The sequence below is a fragment of the Nitrosopumilus ureiphilus genome, from assembly GCF_013407185.1.
Taxonomy (GTDB): domain Archaea; phylum Thermoproteota; class Nitrososphaeria; order Nitrososphaerales; family Nitrosopumilaceae; genus Nitrosopumilus; species Nitrosopumilus ureiphilus.
The window spans coordinates 774,882-799,115 of record NZ_CP026995.1 but is presented as its reverse complement, the minus strand read 5'-3'; the positions used below and the strand labels follow the sequence as shown (position 1 = coordinate 799,115).

The window sequence follows — 24,234 nt, the reverse complement described above, 5'->3', positions numbered from 1 at the left end:
GCATCGTGGCTTCCTGCTTCATCGAGCCTCAAAGTTGCTTTCGCAGACATTTGTGGTTGTGGCTCTCACATCCCTTGGTCGGGGACTGTCTTTTCAGACTCAGGCGTTTGTATTTTGATGATTCCCACAGTTCCTGTGGTATCATATGTCATTGGTTTTCTTACACGCATCTTGTATTTGAATATTTGATTGTGTTTTGTTTTGAGTTGTGGTGTGTTCGCTTTCATCCCAACCCTAAAGGGTTGAGTTTTCCCGCTCACATTCCATAAGAGTAAGTGGGAAGGAATTCCAGCAAACTTTGTCCAGTATGCGAAAAAAAATCCAAGATGACAAGGAACACAGGCGAAAACTATGGTGCAATAATTGTAGGAAATCAATGGACAGGGACATTGTAGCGTCATTGAACATTGCCTACAAGGGGTGGGCTAGGTTTACCCATCCTAGAGTGGATACAGGTGAAGCGACAAGTGAACTTTTTTCACGGATGTCGGAACCCAACACATCAAATTATGATGATGTGGTAATCCAGATAGTCGATGTGTCAAAGTATGGGTCTCGATAACCCGACAGAACCCTAAATGACAATGCCTTACCTAAAAGCTCGCGAACCTCTCCTAGGGTTTGCATAGTCAATTTAATTTTGATTGTTTTATAATTTAATTATTGTGGATTTTCTACGTCAACATATATTTTAATTTCAAGGATATATTTCTGTAAAGCACATACAAAAATGAAAGAGTTATTAGTAAATTTTTAACCAAATAAAAAATTGAAATTAGATTATAAGACAATGGCAACTGATCTTCTTAATTCAGGAATGGGGGATGAAGGTAGATTAAGATTTATTTTAGAATGTATAGAAAAAAACAGACCGCTTTACAAAACAGATAGGGTATTTTTAGAATCTATGACTGAGCAACTTGAACATAGAATACGCAGATTGCAAGGAAATACAGTCAAAACGACAAAACCAAAAGAAAGTAGTCACAAAACCCTAATTTCAGATGAAGTTCTTGACGAAATTATTAGTAAACAAAATACAAAAACAGAAAAGATTCCCACATATGTAAAAAAGAAATCCTTTTTCGCAAAACTATTTTCCAGATAATTCAAGTAATTGAGATGAAAATATGATACATCCCAAGTATTACTGGGACATTCTGTCATGTGCAAAGATGAAGACAGTATAGGACACATGATAGATACACCTTTGAAAAATAAACTAGAAAATGTCATTGTTCTAAATAAAGAAGAAAAATTATAGACACAATAAACAGAAAGAAACTTGCCATTGAATTGAATAGCCTCACACAATAGTTTTTGTCCTTTCTTGATCTCAAATAGTTCATTATCTCAATCTGGAGTATGATTTTCTAACTATCCCAAGCCACATCTTGACAACATTTGATAAAATTACTACAATCAATTAATTTCGGCAGAATATTTTAAGACGATTTCATTTAGAAAAAATGAAAACCAGAATTCAAACCCTCAACGGTCCATACAATTCAAATCTGTTGAGATTTGATCATTTAGCGTCAGATTTTTATCATAACTTTATTCAACGATCATATTTGTTGTGGGTTGAATCTTAATTCTAAACAAACATCTGGATTGAGATTCAAAATTTTAAATTTTTCAAACATCAAATTTTATTTTTTCATCATCATTTGCTTTTGTTCCTTTCTTAATTCATCTAAAACTTCGTTAACCAAAATAATTGTATCTGAATAACTTGCAGATTCAAGAATTCTAGAAGCCCAGCTAGATGTGATAGGATCAGAAAGAAAATTTTTCCAAAAAAATGAAATATCAAAAGTAGTAAAATGTTTAGGAATTTTATCAATAAATTCCGAATCCGATGCTACTGCAAACATCTTTCGAATTAATTGTTTGTATTGAGAAAATTCTTCTTCAGATCTACTAAGAATAGGTTGAAGATTATTTTGACTTTGGGTTAATGCCTGAATACCTAGCCCATCAACGAATTTTCTCTTAGAAATATGTCCTGAACTAGAGTCATTTTTTATTACCCCTCTCTCACCCGATAAAATCATCAGTCTTAATGTTGAAAACTCAGAGGCTTTAGTTGATTTGGCTTCTTTGAAAATTTTTTCTACATTTTTTAGCCATAATTTTACAGATTCTGTAAATATACCATTTCTTTGTTCATACAAATCTACAAGTTGTGGTACTTGATTTGAAACCAAAACAAGTTTTTCATATGTACGATAATTAATTTTTAACATTATTCAGGCACCAATTGTTTTTTTACAACACCCGAATTTGATTCCCACGTAGACCATTCCATTCCATCTTCATCTATGGTTAAATTAAAACCCGCAAGAGTCTCTTTTGGCGACATATTTTTTAACTCCCCGGTATTTACAGACACTTCTAAATTGGGAGGTCTTCGTAGATTTGAAATTCCTCTCTTCAAATCTAATTTAATCTCATCAATTGTTTCTCTCAATTCTACACTAGTTAGTTTTTTACCTTCTGCCACCCTTACATCTTCTAATTTATTTCCAACTTCATTAGATATGACATTTGATAATGTGACTGCATCATTCATAATCCATGGCAGTTCTTTTTCAACTAGTATAATTTTTCTTCCGAGGGATTTTTTTATTTTATCCGAATCATTTCTAGACATCGATAATTTTCTTTTAGATATAGTATTTTCAAAAGAATTTTGTGTAACCTGAAGTAACTCATTTCTACTGATTGGTTTTTTTGATTCTGCAATTTTCCTCTCATCAACTTTGTCAATGGCAACAGGTAATGATATTGAAACACTTCTTAATCTCATTCTTGGTATGGATAAATTCTTGAGAAGGGGATCATTAGCGTATGTCTCTGCAATTTTTATTGATTCGATATCTGCCTGTACACGTGCAAGTGCCAAATCACTGAGAATAGTTGCTATTACTTCATTTAGGTTAACCATATCTAAACAAAAATATCACATTTTAGTCAGTTTTAAGCAGTGACATTATTTGGAGTTGCTCTTATTCCATCCTCTAAAATACCAAGTATTCTTTCCATTCCGGCTGGCATTTCATCTTGAACTGCTTTGATATGTACTGCCATTGAATAAGTTCTATTCACTTCACTGCCCTGAGATGTTTTGCGTTGATATGAGGTAGAAACTTTTAGTTTGGCAGATCCCCAAAGCCATCCTGCTTTTGCTTCAAGAGAGGCATTGATTTTGAAATTTGTATCTGTAGATTGATATTCAACCGAGTTTATTTTTGCATTAAAATCAATTGTGGTTTCTTCCATCCGAATGAATGGGATTGGAAGCATAGTAAGAATTGGAACCTCTAAATCGTGTTGCTGGTATTCTGCAGGTGAAGCTGGTATTAGGGGGGAAGATGGAATTGGTGGGGAAGCAGCTGAATCTCCAGGATTTGCAGGTACTGCTGGTTCATATGGTTTTGTTTCCTTCCAATATTTGAATTTGACATAAATTGGTTCTTCTGTTTCAAAAGATTCAGAATCTTGTTGATCTGCTGGTTTCTTTTTGAAACCTACTTCTTTAATAAAATTTACACTTGACATGGCTGCTTGTGCTTGTGCTTTAACTACTGCAACTAATGGTCCACCTAACATTGATTCAAAATCTATACTAGAAAGTTCTTGTCCTGGATTTGGCATGCCACCTATAGAAAGTAATAGTATTTATTATTTTCATATTACATGATATCAAGTATCTATGTTTACAGCACAATGTTAAATTATGATTAATTTATAATGTTTTAAAGATATTGTCATTTTAAATGGATCAGAAGGATCTGTTCTGATCTACAAATGAGTGAAATCTTGATGATTTCTAGGAGGCCCTTGTACTATATCTTAAATCAAAGTCAATCATTTATTGTTTTTCTAAACCTCAACAGATCTAAATGATTATACGTAAATTTTATTCTTACATGGACATGAATCTGTTGAGATTTGGTGTCCATAAAATAATGAAAAAATATTGATTCTTTATTGACATGATATTCTAAAAATTTAGATTTCAGATTTGAGGATGAACTATAGCCAACATTAGCGATTGATTATTCCTGACCAAGACAATTCTATTCCGCAAAAAGGATAATCGATCTGACTTCTAAAAATAAATCGAATTTGTGATGCTGATGACTTTTACTATTCTATGTAAGTCATATAGTATGAAACCCAGACATGTTTAAAAGACAAAACTAAAACGTTTCAGAATGAGTATGGTTGCGATGAATTCCAAATTTCTGTTGGGAATAATTGTATTTGCAAGTTTAATTTTTGTTATTAATCCTGCATTTGCTAAACCATATGGAGATAAACATGGCATTGCATATGACTCAGTTGGAAAAGCAATATCACTTGGGGACAATATAGTAAATCCCTATGATTATACTGCATCCATCGAATTTGTCTTTGAAGACATAGACAGTGGAAAATATAGGGATGGTAAAAAACATACTGACTAAGTTGATGCCAATTCAAATTTTGTAACTAACCAATCATATTTTATTAAAAATACGGGCAAGTTTTTCACCCCATGTTCTGAGTCGTTTTTTCTTTAACAAGAAGAAGGACATTAAGTGAAATCATCATAAAAGGATTAAAAGCCTGACTTTTCAGACCGAGCTTGTTGTTAAAGGTACATATCTTAAAGACATGAATATTTTTGCAATTTTTCAGTATTAAGGCATACGTAGGAATTATTCTTTAGCACAGTCACAATTTGGGCATTTTTTATTAAAAACTCGTGAGCCGCATTCCATACAGATTCCTTCACCCACATCTTTTTGAATTGATTGTTTTCTTTTTCCCACATACACCTTGATTCCAAAATACATGATAATTACAATAATAGCAGCATATACGGGTGCCATAAAGGGGATCAGGCCTATCATAAAAAGCAAAAGCCCTACAATCAGCAGGATATCACGTCTCTCAAATTTCAATTAAAATAACACCTCAAAAAAGTCATAAAAACATGCCGGAGCTCAGAGCCAATTAGTTTACTTCATTTCAAAGTCAATTCTCTAACTCTTCCTCATTGCTCGGCAACTAAACTGGGGATTGATTTGATAATAAGATAATGATTAGTGGTGGGATTGGAGTGATTTGAACACTCGATCTCTGCGTCCCAAACGCAGAATCATACCAAGCTAGACCACAATCCCAGTAAATCCTAAAAGTCGCCCAATTTAAGCTTCACAGATATGAAAATTGAATGTAAAAATCATTCCCAAATTTAACAAGTTCACACATAGGAAATGGATTTTGAATAAAGAGAAATAAGAAAAAAGAGATTGTTTTATGTGAAAGTTAGTTCCAACTGAGGAATGTTTGCATGTGTCTCTCGTTTGGCGATGTTGATTCTACCAGAAGAATTCCCATCACTTTTCATGATGATCCAACCATAGTTTGGAGCGCCATCAAAAGACCATAATATCTTCGGCAACATCAAACTCTATCCATTTTCCAGATACATTACTTGAGATAATCATTTTAAAGGTAATTTAATGAACAAAAATGTGCAATTAGAAGAATATCTCAAAGCAGGAAAAATTGCTGCAGAAGTAAGAGAAAGAGTCAGAGTAAAAGACTGGATTGGAAAATCAGTGTATGATATTTGTGAAGAAGTTGAAGGTGAAATCAAAAAAAGAGGAGCAAAATGTGCATTTCCAGTAAACGCCAGTATTAATGAAATTGCAGCACACTATACTGCAGAACCTGATGATCCAATTACAATCAAGGATACAGATATGGTAAAAATTGATCTTGGTGCTCAAATTAATGGATACATTGCAGATACTGCAGTAACTGTTTGCTATGATGCGCAATTTGATGGATTAGTCCAAGCTGCAGAAGAAGCTTTAGGAAAAGCAATGTCCATGATAAAAGCAGGAGTAAAAGCAAGTGACATCGGACGTACAATTGAAACCACGATTAAGCAAAGAGGATACAAACCAATTGCAAATCTTAGCGGGCATTCATTAGAGCAATATACCATTCATGCAGGAAAATCCATTCCAAATATTTGGTCAATTGGAGGATTTTCACTTTCAGAGAATTCTGCATATGCATGTGAACCATTTGTCACCACAGAACAGGGAGGAGGATTTGTCAGAAATGGACAGATTAAAAATATTTTTGCAATAAATTCTCGTAAGAAAACAAAAGATGCAGAAGCGGACAGACTACTTGATTTTATCTGGGAGGAATTTAACATGTTGCCATTTGCATTGAGATGGATTACAAAAGAATGGGAGGAAAAACAAGCAAGGGAATTACTAGATATTTTAATAAAAAAGAAAGCAGTCCAGGCATATCCAGTTCTAATTGAAGTAAATGAGCAAAGAGTTGCTCAGGCAGAACACACATTCATTCCATTAGAAGACGGAGTTACAGTAACTACAAAAAATCCATGAACGCCATAAAGTAAATTGAGTGAAGAGGTAAGACCATGTCCTAAATGTGGGGGATTTATGTTCAAAGAACAAGGAGAGTCAATATCATGGTTTTGCCCATCGTGTAATTTAAAATTCAGAACAGAGTGATTCAGAATTATTGTTCTAGAGTTTCACCAAAAACTTTCTCAATGAAACTCATTCCATCACAGGAATCACATTTTGAGCATTCAGCAAACAAGACATCACCTTGAGAAAATTTTCTTTTTCTTTGCATTCCACATTTAGAACATTTTTCAACAGTATATTCTAGAGTGATTTTTTTCTTTGAGAACATTATTGTGGCACCCCAGCAGTATTGCCTACACCAATTATAGCAATGGATTGACCTTGAGTAGTGTTTTCTTGAATCATTTCATAAACTTGAGTGCGTACATCATCAGCCTTATCTGCAATTTCTTTTGTCATCAATGTAATTGCCTCTTTAACTGATTGTTTAACAACTATTGAAAATATTGGAATGTTTTTAGATGTTGCAATTGCTTCGATTTCGAATTTTTCAGTTCCAATCCCACCAATTGCAGCACCAAATCCTCGTGCCACAGCTGCGGAATCTTCGCCTTCCATCTTTAATGCAGCATCAACCATAATTATTGCATCAATTTTATTTTCAGAAACAATTTTTTCTAAACCATCAGCTGGTCTTCCAACAGTGGATCCTGGACCTTCAGCTTTTAAGAGAAATAGTTTTCTACCCTCAAATTCAGATTTTACAAGAACAGTTTGAAATGCAACTGTTTCTTTTTGATTCTTCAACATCATTTTTCCAACAACCATGGGACCAATTCCATCACCTACAGGTTGTCCTTTTTTAAATACAGGAATTGCTTCTTTCATTGCCTCGGATTGCTCCATAATAAAAGGAAGAATCATCTGTAAGGGTAAAATCAATGGATAGTTATTTTGTTTTTTTGCAGTAAGATACATGTGATTAATTATTTTGTAAATCATTTGTAATGAGGATGCAATTTCAAGTAAAGTTTGAACTTTGGTCAATTCAATATCACTCATTTGAGGAGAAATAGACCTTACATGTTCTCGGGTATAGTCTTCTCTAGACCTAACAATGTGTCTGACTTTGTCAACAATTCCATTAGGGTCCATATCAACAGGCATTATTGTAAAATAATCTATAAAGCGGTCAATTTTTTGAACTGGGTCATCAACGGGTTTCAAATTATTCTTCACATAATTAATTAATTCATCTCGAGATTCATTTCTAAAACCATCAAGCTTGCTAATTCCTTTTTTGATTTCACCTGAAGTAACATAGAGTTGAATTCGTTGTCCATAAAACACAAAAAAGAAAATTGGAAGAATCCAAACTAGCATCATCAATGGATTTGTGTCATCACCCATTGCAAAAAGCTGATCAAAATCAAAACTTGTAAAATTCACTAAACTCATCGATCGGTAAATCTAAATTAAATCATTCGTCCAAGACTAAAAGGAATACCAAAAATTAGAAAAAAATGGCCATAGAGACCAAAAAATTGGCGAGTGCTTTTATTATAGTTCAAATACAAAAAAGCTGAATATGCCACAAACAAAACCAATTGTAAGCGTGGAAAACGTTGTTGCCTCAGCTTCTGTGGACCAGAAGATGGACTTGAATGAGATCACTAAAACATTTCCAGATGTAGAATATCATCCGGATCAATTTCCAGGTCTAGTTTTTAGATTAAAGACACCAAAGACGGCGACATTGATTTTCACTTCAGGTAAAATGGTATGTACTGGTTCCAAATCTGAAGAGATGGCAAGAAAAGCAGTAAAGACAGTGGTACAAAAACTTCGAAAAGGAGGAATTAAAGTAAAAAAAGATGCAACAGTACAAATTCAAAACATTGTAGCATCAATTAATCTAGGTGGAAAAATCCATTTAGAGCAAGCAGCCAGAACGTTACCTAGAAGCATGTACGAGCCAGAACAATTCCCAGGACTTATTCACAGAATGCTAGATCCTAAGACAGTAATTTTGTTATTTTCATCAGGAAAACTTGTCTGTACAGGAGCAAAGCAAGAACCAGATGTTTACAGATCTGTTAATAACTTACACGCATTACTAGAAGAAAAAAACCTAATGATTTATGATTAGTCATAAATCTAATCTATTTTCATTAATTATTATAATTCACATATAAACACAATTATCCTTTTATACAAATTTTGAAACAATAGTCATCCAATTCTGAAAAAAGGGTTCCCAAAGAACCTACTTTGAAAATATGGGAGAGATGTAACTTGGACTCTCTTTCAAAAATTAAAAAATTACATTATCGGACTGCCCAATGGGACATCTTCATTTACTGTCAACCAAAATGGTTTGTCATCAACATCTGCTGCTAACAGCATGGCATTTGATTCAACACCTGCCATCTTTTTTGGTTCTAGATTTGCAATTACAATTACAGTCTTTCCTACAATATCTTCAGGTTGGTAATATTGAGCACCGCCAATTATGACATCCCGTTTATCATCATTTCCCAAATCAATTAAGCCTTTGATGATTTTAGATTTACCTTCAATAGGTTCAGTTGAAATAATTTTTGCAACTCTAATGTCTAGTTTTGCAAAATCATCATATGAAACATTTGACATGATAAACCCTAATTTTTCCTGTTAAAATAAATTCGCATTTACTGTAATTCCTTTTTATCGATTCCACTAGTTTCAATTTCATATCTTAGAGCGGCAGGAAGTTCCATGTACTTTTTGTTAACCAATCCAATGATTTGATCTTCAGGAACATTTACTTTTTTTAACAATTTGCCACGCTGATGAGCATAAGCATTCTTCCAAAAACTAGCACCGTCTAATGTTCCAATTTTTGGCATGTATTTTGTGGGTTTCATTTTTTTCAAATTTTAAGTGACTGTGACGGAAGAATGGCAAACGCCATTGGAACTGGAGTTACTGTTCCGGATTTTAGGCATGTTGCCCATCACAGTCTATTTACAATGTAATTGGAATCTAATATATTTAATGCGGAAGAAATGATTTTGTACATGGCTACAATAGAAGTTGAAGTAGAAATTAATGCCACAGTTGACAAAGTTTGGGACATAGTTTCAGATATTGACAATGAACCAAAATTTTGGAAGGGAACAAAAAAAGTCAAGAACCTGTCAAAAGAGGGAGATACAATCAAACGAGAAATCACAATAGCATTCAGGGATCAAAAATGTCTCCAAGAAGTGAAACTCGAACCTAAAAAGAGAATAGAGGCCAAATTCACAAAAGGCATCATCAATGGAGAAAAAATAGTAACAATCATACCAAATGAGGAAAAAACCATACTCCGAACAGTTTGGGACATAAAACTAACTGGAATGATGGGAATGTTCACAGGTATGATTAAAAACCACATCAAAAGTGGAACAGAGCAAGCTATGCAGAGCATCAAAGAAGAGATAGAGCGATAAATTCATGGAATTGATTTTAGATATTTTCAACTATTCATTAACTGCAATTTTGATTGGAATTTGTGGAGCGTGGATTTTTCTTATCAAATCCATGGTTGATTCATTTAGATTTACACCATATCTAGACAAATTTGAAAATACATCCGAGTCTAGTCCTAAAATATCAATAATTCTTCCAGCAAGAAATGAAGAAGAGTTTATCAGTAAATGTCTAGACTCGTTAATTGATCAAGATTACAAAGATTATGAAATAATAGCAATTGATGATTCATCAGAGGACAATACACAAAAAATTATTTTTCAATATGCAGAAAAATATTCCAAAGTAATTCCAGTAATTGCAAGACCTAAACCAGAAGGATGGATGGGGAAAAATTGGGCATGTATGGAAGGATACAAAAAAGCAACCGGGGAACTTTTACTATTCACTGATGCAGACACAAAGCATGTTCAAAATGTAATATCATTGGCAGTAGGACATTTAATTTCATTTAATTTAGATGCATTGTCTGCTATTCCCAAAATGATAACATTTGATTTTTGGACAAAAATTACACTCCCAATGATCTCTACATTTTTGCATAGTAGATTTTCTGCATTGAATGTAAACAATCCTGCAAAAAAAACAGGTTACTTTTTTGGTAGTTTTTTCATTTTAAAAAAAGAAACATATGAAAATGTAGGTATGCATGAAGGAGTTAAACACGAAATTATTGAAGATGGGGCTTTGGGTAAAAAAGTCAAAGAAGCAGGACATAAAATGAAGATGGTAAGAGGCGATCATCTAATCGATGCAGTATGGGCAAGAGACAAAAGCACTTTATGGAATGCTCTAAAAAGATTAATGATTCCATTATACCTTCAAAATAGAAAAATTGCGATTGGAATTTTCGTTGCTGTAGCATTTTTGTTATTTGTGCCATTTCCAATTTTTGCAGTATCAGTATCCATGCCAGTTGAAGAAGTATCTGGAAAAATACTCGGTATTTCTGCAGCAGTATCATCACTATTAATCTATACAGGAGCAATTATTGAGACAAAGATTGGACTACACCTAAGATTGATTCATGCGTTGTTTGCACCATTAGGTAGTTTGGTAGTAGTCCTAGGATTTCTAAGTGGACTATTACAGGCAAAAAGAAATGAATCAATAATGTGGAGAGGTAGGAATTATTCCATGAAAGACCATACTCAAAGTTCCATCAGTATATAGTAAGCCTTTTAGATACAAAACAGGGAACTAAGAATCTCATGGACAAATCAGGAATTCTTGTCGGAAGTGCAATGGGAGCAGCGATTGTATTAGTATTATTTACAGTGTTATTCATTTCACCTCCAGAATCAATAAAACCTGAGATTATAGTTAGTAATGGTAATTCAGCAAGTACAGTTGGGGAAGTAACACCTGTTTATTCAAAAAAATTATCATTAATTGAGATTTTTGAAAAATCAGAACCCGGAGTAGTTAGAGTTAACGTACAAAGAAGTGAATCAGCAGATATTGTTAATGGCGTAGGTTCTGGATTTGTTTTTGATAAAATTGGACATATTATTACAAATGCACATGTTGTAAATGGTGCAAACAAAGTAGTAATTACATTTCTTGATGGAAGATCATATAATGCAGAAATTATAGGATCAGACGAATTTACAGATATGGCAGTGGTAAAGGTTAATGCAGATTTGGAATTTTTGCATCCATTATCGCTTGGAGATTCTTCTAATCTCAAAGTAGGAGAGCAAATAGCTGCAATTGGAAATCCATTTGGATTATCAGGCTCTATGACATCAGGAATCGTAAGTCAGTTAGGGAGATTACTACCATCAGGTAATGGATATTCTATTCCAGATGTAATTCAAACTGATGCGGCAATTAATCCAGGAAACTCTGGTGGGCCATTGCTAAATATGCGAGGAGGAATAGTTGGGATAAACACTGCAATCCAATCAGCTACAGGTGAATTTACAGGAGTTGGATTTGCAATACCCTCACAAACGATCGCAAAAATTGTACCCATTCTTATTGAAAAAGGAGAATACAAGCACCCATGGATTGGAATTTCAGGAAGAGATATCGATCCAGACTTGGCAAAAGTTTTGGAGTTAAAGGATGCAGTAGGATTTATGGTAGTTACAGTAGTAGAGGATAGTCCTGCATCAAAAGCTGGTCTGGTTGGTTCTAATAAAACAATTGAAGTCGATGGATTAAGTTATGCCGTTGGCGGAGACATCATACTAGCAGTAGATGGAAAAGAAGTTAGAAAAATTGATGATATTTTGATACATCTTCAGCGGGCAAAAACCATTGGAGATGAAATGGTTTTAGAGATTTTAAGAGATGGCAGAACAACAAATGTAACAATTGTTCTAGAAGAAAGACCAAATTGAAATTAGCATAACACAAGAATAAATACTTCTAGTCAGGAATGATTCTGTTGAACAAGCTTGTCTTAAACTCTGAGAGTTTAAACAAAGTTTTAGAGAACAAAACCATATCTCGTGAAGATATTTCTGAAATTTATCAAAGTGCTAGAAATGATCCTACTGAGCTTTTTTCAGCAGCTCAAAATCTAAGAGAAAAATTCAAAAAAAATACGGTTACATTTTCAAAAAAAGCATTTTTCAACATTGTTAATCTATGTAAGGATACTTGTTCTTATTGCACATACAAAGCAGAACCAGGAGCAAAAAAACTATCTTTAATGTCAAAACAACAAATTCTAGAATTACTACAACTTGCAAAAAAATACAGATGTGTTGAAACACTTTTTGTTACTGGAGAACAACCAGAACAAAGATATCAAGAAGCACGTGACTGGCTAAAAGAAAATGGATTCAAAACAACTGTAGAATATCTAATTCATTCATCAGAGATAGCATTAGAATTAGGACTATTCCCACACACTAATGCAGGAAATCTTAATTTTGAAGAGATGAGGGAGATGAAAAAAACAAATGTTTCAATGGGAATTATGCTTGAAAACATCAGTGAAAGACTAACAGAGAGGGGAATGCCACACTATCTGGCAGCAAGTAAAAGACCAAAGGCAAGATTACAAGTGTTAGAAAACTCTGGAAAACTTGGCATTCCAATGACTACAGGGATTCTTGTGGGAATAGGAGAAACTATTGAGGAAGTAATTGATTCAATTTTAGCAATCAGAGAACTACATAGAAAATATGGAAACATTCAAGAGGTAATTTTACAAAACTTTCAACCAAAGCCAGATACAGTTATGAAAAATGAACCATCAGTCGATGAAAAGTATTTCAAAACAATTGTTGCATTATCAAGAATAATAATACCTGAGATGAACATACAGATTCCTCCAAACCTATCTCCCAAATCATATCAAAGCTTTCTATCAGTTGGGATAAATGATTGGGGAGGAGTATCACCACTTACTCCTGATTTTGTCAATCCAGAATTTGTGTGGCCCGAGATTAACAAAATAGATAGTGATTCCAAGGATGCAGGGTTTGAATTAAAGTGTAGATTCCCAGTATATCCAGAATTTTTTTCTTTTATTAGTAAAGAGTTAAGAGACAAGATGGCAGTAATTGAAAATGAGGAAGGATTGGTAAAAGAGGAGTATTGGAGAGGACAATGAACATAGATTCACTTTTAAAAAATGCAGATCCACTCATATCAGAAATTTTAAACAGTGCATTATCAGACAAGGAAATTTCAGCTGAAGATGGATTAGCATTATACAAAACAAATGGAATTGATTTTCATCTAGTAGGTATGGTTGCAGATGAAATTAGAAGAAGAAGAGTAGGAGACATTGTATCATACGTGGTTAATAGAAACATCAATTTTACAAATGTCTGCATTAAACAATGCGGATTTTGTGCATTTAGTAGAGATTTTCGAGAAGTGGAAGGATATTTTCTTCCAACTGAAGAAATAGTACGAAGGGCAAAAGAGGCACATCAGTTAGGTGCAACCGAGGTCTGCATTCAAGCAGGACTTCCACCTGACATGAAAGGGGATCTTTATGAGAATATTTGCAGGGAAATCAAAAAAGAGATTCCAGACATACACATACACGGATTTTCTCCCGAAGAGATTCTTTACGGGGCATCAAGATCAGAGATTTCAATTGATGAGTTTCTAAAAAGAATGAAAGATGCAGGAGTAGATACACTTCCAGGAACATCAGCTGAGATTCTTGATCAAAAACTAAGAGATACAATTTCCCCAGGAAGAATAAGTGTGAAAAACTGGGAAAAGATAATCAAAAATGCTCACAGAATGGGAATTAATACCACATCAACTATGATGTTTGGACATTTAGAAACACTAGAACAAAGAGTTGACCATATTGCAAAATTAAGAGAGATACAAAAAGAGACGGGTGGATTTACTGAATTTGTTCCTCTAAATTTCATTCATACTGAAGCACCAATGTACAAACACCAATTACATGAAGGAATAAGACAAGGTGGAAGTGGAAATGATGTCTTGCTAACACATGCAGTTGCAAGAATAATGTTGAACAATTCAATTGACAATATACAGATGTCATGGGTCAAAGAAGGACAAAAAATGTCTCAGTTACTACTAATGTGGGGCGCAAATGATTTTGGAGGCACACTCATCAATGAAAGCATTTCAACTTCTGCAGGATCAGAGCATGGACAATTATTAAGACCAAAAGAAATCAGAAGAATGGTAAAAGAAATTGGAAGAATACCGGCAGAGAGAAATACCAATTACAAAATTCTAAAAAAGTTTGACACAGAAGAAGAAATAGATGAGAAACTAGACAGAGTATCAGATGCATCCCAATTTGGATCTTATGTGGAATTAATTAAAATTAACAAATTCAAATACAAAAATCCAAGAGAGAAATAAATGTCTGCCTTAGAAAAGGCATTGAATCATTCAAAGAAGATCGGAGTAGATGAATCTGAAGTAGTTGTTTTGAAAAAAAAGATTACAACTGTAAGAATCACAGATTCAGAAATTGCAGAAACAAAACAAAACTTTGATGAGAGTTACGGCATTAGACTAATTCACAATAAAAAAATTGCATCAATTCAGACTACAAATCAACATGAAATTGAAGCCGCAATAAATGATTCACTAAAGATATTATCAAATCTCAAACCAAGAGAATTTTGGGGAGGACTACCATTCAAAGTAAAATCACGACAAATATACGGCACATATGATGAGAAACTTGAAAAGATTTCAGGATCCCATGCAATGGATATCGCAGAATCTATGATAAATGCATCTAATAACGACAAAATAACCACGATTACAGGCTCATTGAATATTGTTACAGATGATTTTGAACTTGAAAATTCCAATGGACTAAACCTCAAAGAAAAGGCCACATACATTTCAGGAATAATTAATGCAGAATCAGAATTCGGAACACTGCCAGTGTCAGGAATCGGACATGATAGTTGCAGAACATTATCACATTTTTCAGCAGAAAAAATAGGAACCGATGCAAAGAAAATGTGTTTAGAATCAATAAACCCGCAAAAAATTGATTCTGATGTCTATTCAATTATTTTTGAGCCATATTCAGTGGGAGAGTTATTAGCATTTGTTGTAGCATCAAATTTTAATTTTAAGACATTCATAGAAAAGAAAAGTTGTTTCTCAAATAATTTTGAAAAAAAGATTGCAATAGAACAATTCAATCTTATTGATGATCCTCATGCTTCAGAAGGAATAGGGACAAAATCAGTAGATGATGAAGGAATTGAAACTAAGAAACAAAGTTTGATAGAAGATGGAATTTTTAAGAATACTTTTTCAAATCTTTTTGATAGTTATAAAGAAGGAGGGCAATCTTCGGGAAATGCATTACGTTTAGGAATCCCTATTGGAAAAAGTTCAGAACCAATTCCAATTTCATCACCTCACAATCTAAAAATTAATCCGGGAAAAAGTTCTCAAGAAGACATGATTAAAGATACAAAACACGGATTACTAGTTGGAAGATTATGGTATACATATGCAGTAAATCCAATCAAAGGAGACTTTTCATGTACTGCAAGAAGTGGCATAAAAATAATTAAGAATGGGAAAATTAAAAGCTCTGGAAAATCAGTTAGAATAATTCACAATCTTGCAACAATGCTAAAAAACATCTCAGAAATTGGAAGTGATCAAAGAAACGTCATTCAATGGGCATCACTACCATCAATTACACCATCAATAAAGGCAGAAAATATTTCAGTAAAATCAATCTAAAGGAGAAATTCAGGCCCAAATTAATTAAAAAATGTGAAAATTAGATACGCAGCATAACCCACAGTAATGTAAACGCCCATGATGCGATTAATTATTCCAGTTTTCAAAGCAAGTAACAATGAAACACTAAAGACAATCATGATTGCATAATCAATGAAAACATCAGGGGCAACCATCACGCCGCCAAGTGCTGCACCAATACCCATTATCATCAAAATATTGTAAATGTTACTTCCAATGATATTGCCAACACCGATATCCCCATGTCCTTTTCTTATCGCAATTAATGAAGTAATTAGTTCTGGAAGGGATGTTCCAATTGCGATTACAGTTAAACCAATCATTTTTTCAGACATACCAAATTCTTGAGCTAATATGACTGCATTATCAACTGTAAGAATTGCACCAACATACAAAAGAACAACACCTATCCCAATTAGCCCAAAAGATTTTAGATAGATGTTATTTTTGCTTTTCTCAGAACTTGCATTATTTTCTTCCCTATGCTTCATTGCATCCTTGAATGTATAATATCCAAAAACACCTAATCCTGCAAGCAGTAAAATTCCATCATATGCAGAGATTTCACCATCAATTGAAACCAAAACCAATAGAAAAGAAACACCAAGCATTATTGGAATTTCTTTTCGTAAAACTGATTTACTTACTGCAAGTGGAACAAGTATTGCTGCAATTCCTATAACCATTCCAACATTTGCAATGTTGCTTCCAATAATATTTCCCAAAATTATTCCACTGTGTTCACCAGCTGCTGCAACACTTGCTGCAAGCTCAGGAGTAGAAGTACCATATGCAACTATAGTCATTCCAATTACAAGATTGCTAATTCTAAATTTTTTGGCAATTGCAACACCACCACTGACTAACCAATTTCCACCAAAACATAGCATGACTAATCCAACTATAGTCAACACTGCATTGATTACTACATCCACAATGGGATTTCCAAGTATGGGGGTTTAAAGTCAATGATTTACTATAATTTCACAATTCTAACAATTCAAGCTAATTTTAAAAATCATTTATAGGCTCAAAATAAAATGAAAATTTCTAAAATTAACACTATTAAGCGTCTTTTGGAGAATCAAGTACAGAATGCACATAATCAATTATCTTCAAATAATCTGCCCTTGGCTCAGTGCTGATCATAAATAATTCATTAGAATTAATTGGGACACTAATCATTGTGACTTTTTCATATTCTGTGATAGAAGATGTTTCTTTTCCAATTTTGTATGCCAAATTAGTGTAAAGTTCTCTTTTTTGTAGTGCATAATGAATCGACATTTTAACCTCATCGCTTGACAGCATCCCTTCAATATTTTCATTATGTCCTCCAGATACAAGCTCACCTTTGCTATTTGCGACACCTGCAAATCTAACCTGTGAATCTAAAGCAAGCACTTTTTTTGATAGTTCATCATAATTTATTGCCATAATACTACACCAGAAATTCTACTTTTTTCGGAATATTTCATCCTTTTCCTGTAATTCCTCTGTAAAGGTATCCATATCCAACATGAATTCCTCTTCATCAGAATAAGCAGATTCTGCATGCTCACTAATATCTAGACCAACATCTTCTACTTCAGGGGAAACCCTAATTCCAATTAGATGCTTCATCACTTGTAGAATTATCCAAGTTCCACCAAAGCCCATTGCACCTGCAACACCAACGCCTACTGCTTGAATCCATAATTGATCTGGATTTCCAAATAGCAATCCATCAACACCGCCTGGATTAATCGCTGTGCTTGCAAAGAGTCCTATTGCAAGAGCACCTACAATTCCTGCAACTCCGTGAACAGAGCTTACATCAAGTGCATCATCAATCTTTAATTTTTCTTTGAATAGTACGACTCCAGAATATGAAATAACACCAATTGCAATACCAATTACAAATGCATGTTCTGCACTTACAAATCCAGATGCAGGTGTAATTCCAGCAAGACCTGCAATTGCACCATTAATTGTTGCAACAACTGATGGCTTTCCTGTTCTAATCCAAGAAAGACCAGCCCAAATTAAAGCAGAAACTGAAGAAGCCATGTGAGTAACAATTACAGTATTGCCTGCAACACCGCCAGAAGCTGAAAGTGCACTTCCCGCGTTAAATCCAAACCATCCTAGCCATAATAATGAAGAACCAAGAACTGCAAGTGGAATACTATGAGGGATCATAATGGCAGGACCATAATGTCTTCTCTTACCAAGTACAATTGCTGCAGCAAGAGCTGCCATTCCCACACTTGTGTGAATAACAATACCCCCTGCAAAATCAACTACCCCTAGCTGAGATAACCAACCACCACCCCAAACCCAGTGGACTAGGGGATAGTAAATCAGCATAGACCATGCAGCAATGAATATGATAAATGAGCTAAACTTCATTCTTTCAGCAATCGTTCCTGTAAGTAACAGAGGAGTAATTGCTGCAAACATTAATTGGAATTTAACAAACAAGACACCAGGAATTGTTGGAGCATATTGCTCTAATGGACCATCTGATGGAACCCCTTTAAGAAATACCCAATCCATATTTCCAACTAGGCCCATAGTTGAATCACCAAATGATAAACTAAATCCAAATACAAACCACATTACACTAAGTAATGCAAGACCAAAGAAGATCTGCATGAAAATGGATGCTGCATTCTTTTTTCTTAAAAGTCCAGATTCAAAAAGACCTAATGCAGGGATCATTAAAAGTACAAGACTACCAGCCACTAGCATCCACGCTGTATCCCCAGAATCAAGTACCATTATGAAAAAACTTAATTCAAAACTAATAACAATGACTAAGATCGATTATCAAATGATAGTCATTTAGTCATCAAAATCAGAAATTATATTTGTGTAATGGACAATATGATAACTAAATGCTCAAAATCGAAGTCATACTTGGCGAAAATGACGTGATGGCAATAAGTGAAGAATTAAAAAAGATCGGTATTGGCGGCCTTACAGTCTCCAAAGTTAGAGGCAGAGGAAAAAGACCAGGTCCGGAAATTCATGCATCAAAAGGAAGTGAGATTTTCACACCTCAATTCAATGACAAATACAGAATTGAGGCAATAATTGTAGATGCAATGGAAGATGAAGTTATAGGCATCATCAAAGATAATGGAAGAGTTGGAAAAATTTTTGTTTCTCAAATTTTACGTGCAGTAGATATTGCAACCGGTGACGAAGGGGAAAACACAATTTAGAATCATCATGAATTTGCGCAAAAGTAAATTATTTCGCAGAGAAAAGATGCAGCCATTTCAACGTAAAGATTATCTTAAAGTAGCAGCAATGTGCGGAGTCATAACAATACCATTGCTTGTTGGTCTAGCTTTATGAAACTCTCAAAAGTTTCAATTGCAAAATTAATTCTTGCAGCAGTTGGTATGACTTTGGTAGGACTTGCTTTGTTTGGACCTTATATCTAAAAGTCGCCAAAAGTATTTTCATAAACAACTGTAGGATTTTTCAATTGCTTTTCTAAAGTTGGAAGTGACTTTACAATACAGTAATTTACAAAATCACTAAAAGATTTTATTCTATAATCATCTCTGAGTTTTTCTTTGTTTGACTCATAAACTGTTTGTAGTTTATGTAAAGTGAATTTCTGTAATGGAACAAACCTACTTCGTTTAGGCAATGGCATAGATTCTGTTTTTTCTCCTGTAAGAATTTCCAAATCTTGTTTTGCATCTAGAGTTTCCATATCTACAACTTCTTCCATTTCTGAAACAAAGATTTTTCCTCCATGATCAGATGAAAGACCAGAATTTTTGGAAATCATTTCGACAACTTTTCGGGCATCCTTGTTAGATACGACAATCTCAATTTTTGCTAGGGGTATTGATTTTATTCCAGTAGAACCAATGCGGGAACCTTTGGCTTCATCATAAATATCACTGTCATCTAAATTTCGTTTGTCAATTACATATGTCCCTAGCACATTCAGATTTGTCTTAATTGTGGTGAAAGTTTTTCTCTTAATTATTGCCTCTATCTTTTTCACAAATAATTTCAAAAAAAGGGGTTATTTATCAGAAATGGTAGTTATCATTGCCAAAAACTAGATCGTATTAGAATTAAGAGGGCAAATAGGCATGATCAAGGTGTAAAAAAACCAGCTAGAAAGACAAGCAAAGCTCAAGTTAAAGACTAATAAGGTAATGTACCGTACAATACGGTATGATGAGAGCAAGACTAACATATGTACCACTAGAAGTGGCAGACCAATTCGGAGATTTTATCATACAAAGAGATGAGCAAGTTCTTGATGCAGTAAAAGCAAGAACTCGAGATTTTAGCACATTGTCTTTGATAAAGTTGCTATATCAACTAAGAGGAAACCCTATGACGTTTTCTGATTTGTATTCAAAATCAAAAATCAGAATGAAAAAGTCATTTCTAAATTATCTACATCTATGTGTAGATTACAACTTTATCAAAAAAGAAGCAGTAGGTGCAAACATGATCTATACAATTACAGACAAAGGACGAACTATGTTGAATCTGTTTATGCAGAAAAGTAATTAGACAGAACGAATCGACGTAAACAGTGCAGAAAGAATTTCCAGAAGCAGAAGTCTTTGAGATAAAGAAAGTAGAATTGAACAGTCCGATAATTTTTGCAGGATTTGTAGGAGCAGGTCTGGTAGGCCCTCTTGCAATAAATCATATTATTGAAAAATTAGAAATGCGACAAATAGCAGTGATGAGATCAAGGTACCTACCACCATCAACAGTTTTCATGAGAGGTAGATTGCGCCATCCATTTCGATTTTATGCAAATCAAGATGGAACAGTATGTGCAATAATTTGTGAAATAACTTTGAGAATGGAAGGATTGTACTCCCTAGTGGGATCAATTTTAGATTGGGCAGCACAGAAAGGATCAAAAGAGATTGTAATTTTAGATGGTGTTGCAAGTACAGAGCATGACTACAAAGCATATTGTGCAGCCGAAGAAGATTTGGTAAGAACTATGGCAGACAAAGACATCAGTATGATTCCTCAAGGATTCATTACCGGAATTCCAGGAGGAATACTAAATGAATGTCTAGTAAGAGAAATCAAAGGAGTGACCCTATTAGCAAAAGCAAACAAAGTAGCACCTGATTCAGGAGCAGCGGCAACTCTAATTGAGGCAATAAATCGATTCTATGACTTGAATATAGATACAAAGCAACTCCAAGAAGAGAAAGATAGAATTCATTCAGAATTTAGTGAGTTATCTCAGAAATATGTAGAGCACAGAGAAGAGATAGCTGGAATGTACATGTGATCGAAATCATAGGCAAATTCTTTTATTCACAGCAAATACGCATCAAACTATGGCCCTAACCTACAAAAATGCAGGAGTGGACATTTCTAAAATCAAACAAAGCCAGCAGGCAATCGGGAAATTAATTGCATCAACTCACAAGCTTCAGAAAAAAGCAAAGATAGCACATGGGTTTGGGCATTATGCAGGGATTGTGGAGATTCCTGGCGGAAAACTTTTGGCCACACACACAGATGGTGTTGGAACCAAAGTAGTAATTGCAAATATGATGAAAAAATACAACACTATAGGAATTGATTGTGTTGCAATGAATGTTAATGACATAATCTGTATTGGTGCAACGCCAATTTCATTTGTAGACTATATTGCTGCAAACAAAAACGATGTAACAATATTTAAAAAAATTGTAGAGGGATTAGTGACAGGTGCAAAGAAATCTGCAATGCCAATAGTTGGAGGAGAAACTGCAATTATGCCAGATGTAATTGAAGGAAAAGGATTTGCATTTGATTTGGCAGGAATGGTTGTAGGATTAGTAGAGAAAAAAGATTTGGTGTTAGGAAATAAAATAAAATCAGGAGATGTAATTATTGGTGCAAACAGTACAGGAATTCATTCAAACGGATACTCACTTGCAAGAAAAGCAATCCTTGGAAAATATTCTATTAAAGACAAAGTCAAAGGTGTAGGAACAATAGGCGATGCATTACTAAAGCCTACTGAAATCTATACAAATCCAGTACTTGAAATAATTCAAAAGTGCAAAGTAAACGGCCTTGCCCACATAACTGGAGGAGCATTTACCAAACTATTGCGCCTCAAAAAGATAGGATATAAAATTGACACTTTGCCAAAAATTCCGCCAATCATGGGATTAGTTGAGGAGCAAGGAGTAAAACCTGAAGAGATGTACAAGACATTTAACATGGGTGTAGGATTCTGCGTAGTCGCACCAAGAGACCAGATAACAAGAATCAAATCAATATTTACAAAACACAAAATATCAAGTCAAGAGATAGGACAGATAATTTCCAAGAAAGGAGTTTTTGTAAATTCGATAAAAATTGCTTGAGTCCAAAACAAGGATTTAAGAATTAATTCAAAATCTAAAGAAACTTTGAGATTTGGATGATAAAACTAGTACATTTGATGAAGTCACTTGTTATAGTAGGGAAGATCATAGCATTAATTTCATCAACCATCTTCTGTAACTGCAATAATTTTTAACCATTCTACAGTTTCACCCGCAGACACATATCACATCAAGTATGCAAAAAGGCTTGTATCGCTGAAACTCTTGATGGATTTTCAACAAACATTGGATGTTGCGATGCAAACACATAGGATTATCTCAGATGCAGTTGAACAAAAAGTAAAAGAAAGAGCAATTGCAGTGAATTTCTCTTAGTCATTTTTTCCATCATCATATTAAATATGTTTTAAAATCAGAAATTTTTGATCCTTTTTTATGCTCAGAACATTTAGTTAAACTGCTTAATTTACCAACAACAAAATTATTTTCAACCTAATTTAGCTTATATGATAGATTTCTAGAAATCAGTAAGATAGTAATGGTAGAGACGCACTTAATTGAGACAATTATCGGCATAGGAATTCTTCTTTTTGCAGCTAAACTAATGGCAGAACTCTTCCTTAGATTAAAACTTCCAATTGTTTTGGGAGAACTTTTGGCTGGAATGATAGTAGGACCGTTTGCATTGGGGGCATTTTTTGTTGTGGACGGAAAACAGTTGCTTCAGATCAACGATGAGATAAGAATACTTGGAGAAATGGGAGCGATTGTAATTTTGTTTATGGCAGGACTTGAGATGACGCCCAAAGAATTTCTCAAAGGAGGAAAAGCATCTTTTACTGTTGGGACACTTGGAGTAGTAGTTCCATTCTTTGCAGGTCTTGTAATTTTTCAAATGTTTGGATTTGATGCATTACAATCAATGCTTATTGCAACAGCACTAACTGCTACAAGTATTGCAATATCAATTCAAGTTCTAAGTGAATTTGGCAAAATAAAAACACCGGAAGCAAGACTCATCATAGGAGCAGCTGTAGTAGATGATATTTTAGCAATTGCAGTGTTATCAGTAGTTTCATCCATTGCAGGATCAGATGGAGGGGTAGATAACATAGACATTAGCGAAATTGTAATTACGATTTTACAAGTATTAGGATTCTTTGCAATTATGCTTGTAGTGGCAGTAGTTGTGATTCCAAAAATTATCACACCAAGACTATGGAAAGCAAAGGGAAGTGTTGAAGGAATTGCGACTGCGTCGTTTTTTGGTGCGGCAGCTCTAGCAGGCTCCATAGGACTATCACCGATTGTAGGAGCATTTGCAGTAGGAATGGCATTATCTACTACCAAAGTATTTGAAAAAGTAGAAAACTATATTGGAAAAATTGGATTAATTTTCGCACCTTTATTCTTTGCAATTATCGGTGCGCAGGTAGACCTAAGAGCAGTAGATTTGAACATTTTGATGCTAAGTGGAATAATTATTGCAGTTGCAATCGTGACAAAGTTATTTGGTTGTGGACTACCAGCAATGCTATTTTTGAAAAGTAAACAACAAGGAATGCGAGTTGGAATTGGAATGATTTCTAGAGGAGAGGTCGGATTGATAGTTGCAGGTGTAGGAGTAACGGCAGGAATTCTTACTTCTGAAGTATACTCCACAATTGTAATCATGGTAGCAGTTACAACCATTATCACACCAATATGGTTAAAAATGGAATACCGAAAAGAACAAAAAAGTAGGTCTGGAAATAATGAGCAAAGTATCGAGTAAAAACCAGAAC

29 protein-coding genes and 1 tRNA gene are annotated in these 24,234 nt (G+C 34.3%); 15 read left to right on the top strand and 15 right to left on the bottom strand.

Annotated elements, in window-relative coordinates:
* Positions 1 to 65 precede the first annotated feature (65 nt).
* Positions 66 to 227: a hypothetical protein gene (locus C5F50_RS04640; protein WP_179372508.1), complete on the bottom strand. Its 162-nt coding sequence runs from the start codon at positions 225 to 227 to the stop codon at positions 66 to 68.
* Positions 228 to 790: 563 nt separating this feature from the next.
* On the opposite strand from C5F50_RS04640, the gene C5F50_RS04630 reads away from it, so the two are divergent.
* A complete protein-coding gene (locus C5F50_RS04630) occupies positions 791 to 1,108 on the top strand; it encodes a hypothetical protein (protein WP_179372506.1) in 318 nt (105 codons plus the stop codon).
* Positions 1,109 to 1,652: 544 nt separating this feature from the next.
* Here the strand turns inward: C5F50_RS04630 and C5F50_RS04625 are convergent.
* From C5F50_RS04625 to C5F50_RS04615, 3 genes are read right to left on the bottom strand one after another with little or no spacing between them, the layout of a single operon-like run.
* Positions 1,653 to 2,249 (bottom strand): hypothetical protein, encoded by a 597-nt coding sequence (locus tag C5F50_RS04625; RefSeq protein ID WP_179372505.1) that lies wholly within the window; start codon positions 2,247 to 2,249, stop codon positions 1,653 to 1,655.
* On the bottom strand, positions 2,249 to 2,950 hold the full coding sequence (locus C5F50_RS04620; protein ID WP_179372504.1) for a hypothetical protein: 702 nt from the start codon (positions 2,948 to 2,950) through the stop codon (positions 2,249 to 2,251). The genes C5F50_RS04625 and C5F50_RS04620 overlap by 1 nt, the downstream gene beginning before the upstream one ends.
* Positions 2,951 to 2,982: 32 nt before the next feature.
* Positions 2,983 to 3,660 (bottom strand): DUF2589 domain-containing protein, encoded by a 678-nt coding sequence (locus C5F50_RS04615; RefSeq protein WP_179372503.1) that lies wholly within the window; start codon positions 3,658 to 3,660, stop codon positions 2,983 to 2,985.
* A 563-nt stretch (positions 3,661 to 4,223) separates the two neighbouring features.
* Between C5F50_RS04615 and C5F50_RS04610 the strand changes: the two genes are divergently transcribed.
* Positions 4,224 to 4,475 carry a hypothetical protein gene (locus tag C5F50_RS04610; RefSeq protein WP_179372502.1) on the top strand — a complete coding sequence of 84 codons (252 nt, stop codon included), beginning with the start codon at positions 4,224 to 4,226 and terminating at the stop codon, positions 4,473 to 4,475.
* A 234-nt stretch (positions 4,476 to 4,709) separates the two neighbouring features.
* Here the strand turns inward: C5F50_RS04610 and C5F50_RS04605 are convergent, their stop codons facing one another.
* The 3 genes from C5F50_RS04605 to C5F50_RS04595 form a co-directional block, all read right to left on the bottom strand.
* Positions 4,710 to 4,955, bottom strand: coding sequence for a hypothetical protein (locus tag C5F50_RS04605; protein WP_246282147.1), 246 nt, complete (start codon positions 4,953 to 4,955; stop codon positions 4,710 to 4,712).
* 145 nt (positions 4,956 to 5,100) lie between these two features.
* Positions 5,101 to 5,177: transfer RNA gene (locus tag C5F50_RS04600), tRNA-Pro, on the bottom strand.
* A gap of 134 nt (positions 5,178 to 5,311) precedes the next feature.
* Complete coding sequence (locus tag C5F50_RS04595) at positions 5,312 to 5,461, bottom strand: hypothetical protein (RefSeq protein ID WP_179372501.1); 150 nt, start codon at positions 5,459 to 5,461, stop codon at positions 5,312 to 5,314.
* Between the two features lie 70 nt (positions 5,462 to 5,531).
* Between C5F50_RS04595 and map the strand changes: the two genes are divergently transcribed.
* Positions 5,532 to 6,428, top strand: a complete 897-nt coding sequence (gene map, locus C5F50_RS04590; RefSeq protein WP_179372910.1) for a type II methionyl aminopeptidase — start codon at positions 5,532 to 5,534, stop codon at positions 6,426 to 6,428.
* Positions 6,429 to 6,564: 136 nt separating this feature from the next.
* On the opposite strand, the gene C5F50_RS04585 is transcribed toward map, so the two are convergent.
* Together C5F50_RS04585 and C5F50_RS04580 are read right to left on the bottom strand one after the other, a co-directional pair.
* Complete coding sequence (locus C5F50_RS04585; protein WP_179372500.1) at positions 6,565 to 6,744, bottom strand: hypothetical protein; 180 nt, start codon at positions 6,742 to 6,744, stop codon at positions 6,565 to 6,567.
* Positions 6,744 to 7,874, bottom strand: coding sequence for a DUF1512 domain-containing protein (locus C5F50_RS04580; protein WP_179372499.1), 1,131 nt, complete (start codon positions 7,872 to 7,874; stop codon positions 6,744 to 6,746). The genes C5F50_RS04585 and C5F50_RS04580 overlap by 1 nt, the downstream gene beginning before the upstream one ends.
* Positions 7,875 to 8,004: 130 nt before the next feature.
* Here C5F50_RS04580 and C5F50_RS04575 point away from each other — a divergent pair, with 130 nt between their 5' ends.
* Positions 8,005 to 8,565 carry a TATA-box-binding protein gene (locus tag C5F50_RS04575; RefSeq protein WP_109876135.1) on the top strand — a complete coding sequence of 187 codons (561 nt, stop codon included), beginning with the start codon at positions 8,005 to 8,007 and terminating at the stop codon, positions 8,563 to 8,565.
* 173 nt (positions 8,566 to 8,738) lie between these two features.
* Here C5F50_RS04575 and C5F50_RS04570 read toward each other — a convergent pair whose 3' ends face one another.
* Both C5F50_RS04570 and C5F50_RS04565 read right to left on the bottom strand, forming a co-directional pair.
* Positions 8,739 to 9,068, bottom strand: coding sequence for a tRNA-binding protein (locus tag C5F50_RS04570; RefSeq protein WP_179372498.1), 330 nt, complete (start codon positions 9,066 to 9,068; stop codon positions 8,739 to 8,741).
* Positions 9,069 to 9,106: 38 nt separating this feature from the next.
* A complete protein-coding gene (locus C5F50_RS04565) occupies positions 9,107 to 9,322 on the bottom strand; it encodes a hypothetical protein (protein WP_179372497.1) in 216 nt (71 codons plus the stop codon).
* Between the two features lie 153 nt (positions 9,323 to 9,475).
* On the opposite strand from C5F50_RS04565, the gene C5F50_RS04560 reads away from it, so the two are divergent.
* The 6 genes from C5F50_RS04560 to C5F50_RS04535 are packed head-to-tail and all read left to right on the top strand — an operon-like array spanning position 9,476 to position 16,112.
* Positions 9,476 to 9,892, top strand: coding sequence for a type II toxin-antitoxin system RatA family toxin (locus C5F50_RS04560; protein WP_179372496.1), 417 nt, complete (start codon positions 9,476 to 9,478; stop codon positions 9,890 to 9,892).
* Positions 9,893 to 9,896: 4 nt separating this feature from the next.
* On the top strand, positions 9,897 to 11,105 hold the full coding sequence (locus C5F50_RS04555) for a glycosyltransferase family 2 protein (RefSeq protein WP_179372495.1): 1,209 nt from the start codon (positions 9,897 to 9,899) through the stop codon (positions 11,103 to 11,105).
* 38 nt (positions 11,106 to 11,143) lie between these two features.
* The gene (locus tag C5F50_RS04550) at positions 11,144 to 12,280 is read left to right on the top strand and encodes a S1C family serine protease (protein ID WP_179372494.1); all 1,137 of its coding nucleotides are present in this window, start codon (positions 11,144 to 11,146) and stop codon (positions 12,278 to 12,280) included.
* A gap of 47 nt (positions 12,281 to 12,327) precedes the next feature.
* Positions 12,328 to 13,503: a 7,8-didemethyl-8-hydroxy-5-deazariboflavin synthase subunit CofG gene (cofG, locus tag C5F50_RS04545; protein ID WP_179372493.1), complete on the top strand. Its 1,176-nt coding sequence runs from the start codon at positions 12,328 to 12,330 to the stop codon at positions 13,501 to 13,503.
* Positions 13,500 to 14,753: a 5-amino-6-(D-ribitylamino)uracil--L-tyrosine 4-hydroxyphenyl transferase CofH gene (cofH, locus tag C5F50_RS04540; RefSeq protein WP_179372492.1), complete on the top strand. Its 1,254-nt coding sequence runs from the start codon at positions 13,500 to 13,502 to the stop codon at positions 14,751 to 14,753. Before cofG ends, cofH begins: the two co-directional genes overlap by 4 nt.
* Positions 14,754 to 16,112 carry a TldD/PmbA family protein gene (locus C5F50_RS04535; RefSeq protein ID WP_179372491.1) on the top strand — a complete coding sequence of 453 codons (1,359 nt, stop codon included), beginning with the start codon at positions 14,754 to 14,756 and terminating at the stop codon, positions 16,110 to 16,112.
* A 20-nt stretch (positions 16,113 to 16,132) separates the two neighbouring features.
* On the opposite strand, the gene C5F50_RS04530 is transcribed toward C5F50_RS04535, so the two are convergent.
* From C5F50_RS04530 to C5F50_RS04520, 3 genes are all read right to left on the bottom strand, one after another.
* Entirely contained in the window at positions 16,133 to 17,068 is a 936-nt protein-coding gene (locus C5F50_RS04530) for a calcium/sodium antiporter (protein ID WP_179372490.1), read from the bottom strand.
* Positions 17,069 to 17,198: 130 nt separating this feature from the next.
* Entirely contained in the window at positions 17,199 to 17,570 is a 372-nt protein-coding gene (locus C5F50_RS04525) for a DUF6659 family protein (protein WP_179372489.1), read from the bottom strand.
* Between the two features lie 18 nt (positions 17,571 to 17,588).
* A complete protein-coding gene (locus C5F50_RS04520) occupies positions 17,589 to 18,896 on the bottom strand; it encodes an ammonium transporter (protein ID WP_179372488.1) in 1,308 nt (435 codons plus the stop codon).
* Positions 18,897 to 19,012: 116 nt separating this feature from the next.
* Here C5F50_RS04520 and C5F50_RS04515 point away from each other — a divergent pair, with 116 nt between their 5' ends.
* Complete coding sequence (locus C5F50_RS04515) at positions 19,013 to 19,342, top strand: P-II family nitrogen regulator (protein ID WP_179372487.1); 330 nt, start codon at positions 19,013 to 19,015, stop codon at positions 19,340 to 19,342.
* A 221-nt stretch (positions 19,343 to 19,563) separates the two neighbouring features.
* Here the strand turns inward: C5F50_RS04515 and C5F50_RS04510 are convergent, their stop codons facing one another.
* Complete coding sequence (locus C5F50_RS04510) at positions 19,564 to 20,145, bottom strand: P-II family nitrogen regulator (protein WP_179372486.1); 582 nt, start codon at positions 20,143 to 20,145, stop codon at positions 19,564 to 19,566.
* 176 nt (positions 20,146 to 20,321) lie between these two features.
* On the opposite strand from C5F50_RS04510, the gene C5F50_RS04505 reads away from it, so the two are divergent.
* The 4 genes from C5F50_RS04505 to C5F50_RS04490 all read left to right on the top strand — a co-directional run bounded on the left by C5F50_RS04505 (position 20,322) and on the right by C5F50_RS04490 (position 24,224).
* Positions 20,322 to 20,669 carry a helix-turn-helix domain-containing protein gene (locus C5F50_RS04505; protein WP_179372485.1) on the top strand — a complete coding sequence of 116 codons (348 nt, stop codon included), beginning with the start codon at positions 20,322 to 20,324 and terminating at the stop codon, positions 20,667 to 20,669.
* Positions 20,670 to 20,691: 22 nt separating this feature from the next.
* Positions 20,692 to 21,417, top strand: a complete 726-nt coding sequence (locus C5F50_RS04500; protein ID WP_179372484.1) for a proteasome assembly chaperone family protein — start codon at positions 20,692 to 20,694, stop codon at positions 21,415 to 21,417.
* A gap of 49 nt (positions 21,418 to 21,466) precedes the next feature.
* Entirely contained in the window at positions 21,467 to 22,489 is a 1,023-nt protein-coding gene (gene purM / locus C5F50_RS04495; protein WP_179372483.1) for a phosphoribosylformylglycinamidine cyclo-ligase, read from the top strand.
* A gap of 499 nt (positions 22,490 to 22,988) precedes the next feature.
* Entirely contained in the window at positions 22,989 to 24,224 is a 1,236-nt protein-coding gene (locus C5F50_RS04490; protein WP_179372482.1) for a cation:proton antiporter, read from the top strand.
* Positions 24,225 to 24,234 lie beyond the last annotated feature (10 nt).

Coding starts and splice junctions, on each gene's coding strand:
- C5F50_RS04640 (WP_179372508.1), bottom strand. CDS start 227: ATGAAAGCGAACACACCACAACTCAAAACAAAACACAATCAAATATTC.
- C5F50_RS04630 (WP_179372506.1), top strand. CDS start 791: ATGGCAACTGATCTTCTTAATTCAGGAATGGGGGATGAAGGTAGATTA.
- C5F50_RS04625 (WP_179372505.1), bottom strand. CDS start 2,249: ATGTTAAAAATTAATTATCGTACATATGAAAAACTTGTTTTGGTTTCA.
- C5F50_RS04620 (WP_179372504.1), bottom strand. CDS start 2,950: ATGGTTAACCTAAATGAAGTAATAGCAACTATTCTCAGTGATTTGGCA.
- C5F50_RS04615 (WP_179372503.1), bottom strand. CDS start 3,660: ATGCCAAATCCAGGACAAGAACTTTCTAGTATAGATTTTGAATCAATG.
- C5F50_RS04610 (WP_179372502.1), top strand. CDS start 4,224: ATGAGTATGGTTGCGATGAATTCCAAATTTCTGTTGGGAATAATTGTA.
- C5F50_RS04595 (WP_179372501.1), bottom strand. CDS start 5,461: ATGTTGCCGAAGATATTATGGTCTTTTGATGGCGCTCCAAACTATGGT.
- C5F50_RS04585 (WP_179372500.1), bottom strand. CDS start 6,744: ATGTTCTCAAAGAAAAAAATCACTCTAGAATATACTGTTGAAAAATGT.
- C5F50_RS04580 (WP_179372499.1), bottom strand. CDS start 7,874: ATGAGTTTAGTGAATTTTACAAGTTTTGATTTTGATCAGCTTTTTGCA.
- C5F50_RS04575 (WP_109876135.1), top strand. CDS start 8,005: ATGCCACAAACAAAACCAATTGTAAGCGTGGAAAACGTTGTTGCCTCA.
- C5F50_RS04570 (WP_179372498.1), bottom strand. CDS start 9,068: ATGTCAAATGTTTCATATGATGATTTTGCAAAACTAGACATTAGAGTT.
- C5F50_RS04565 (WP_179372497.1), bottom strand. CDS start 9,322: ATGAAACCCACAAAATACATGCCAAAAATTGGAACATTAGACGGTGCT.
- C5F50_RS04560 (WP_179372496.1), top strand. CDS start 9,476: ATGGCTACAATAGAAGTTGAAGTAGAAATTAATGCCACAGTTGACAAA.
- C5F50_RS04555 (WP_179372495.1), top strand. CDS start 9,897: ATGGAATTGATTTTAGATATTTTCAACTATTCATTAACTGCAATTTTG.
- C5F50_RS04550 (WP_179372494.1), top strand. CDS start 11,144: ATGGACAAATCAGGAATTCTTGTCGGAAGTGCAATGGGAGCAGCGATT.
- cofH (WP_179372492.1), top strand. CDS start 13,500: ATGAACATAGATTCACTTTTAAAAAATGCAGATCCACTCATATCAGAA.
- C5F50_RS04535 (WP_179372491.1), top strand. CDS start 14,754: ATGTCTGCCTTAGAAAAGGCATTGAATCATTCAAAGAAGATCGGAGTA.
- C5F50_RS04525 (WP_179372489.1), bottom strand. CDS start 17,570: ATGGCAATAAATTATGATGAACTATCAAAAAAAGTGCTTGCTTTAGAT.
- C5F50_RS04520 (WP_179372488.1), bottom strand. CDS start 18,896: ATGGTACTTGATTCTGGGGATACAGCGTGGATGCTAGTGGCTGGTAGT.
- C5F50_RS04515 (WP_179372487.1), top strand. CDS start 19,013: ATGCTCAAAATCGAAGTCATACTTGGCGAAAATGACGTGATGGCAATA.
- C5F50_RS04505 (WP_179372485.1), top strand. CDS start 20,322: ATGATGAGAGCAAGACTAACATATGTACCACTAGAAGTGGCAGACCAA.
- purM (WP_179372483.1), top strand. CDS start 21,467: ATGGCCCTAACCTACAAAAATGCAGGAGTGGACATTTCTAAAATCAAA.
- C5F50_RS04490 (WP_179372482.1), top strand. CDS start 22,989: ATGGTAGAGACGCACTTAATTGAGACAATTATCGGCATAGGAATTCTT.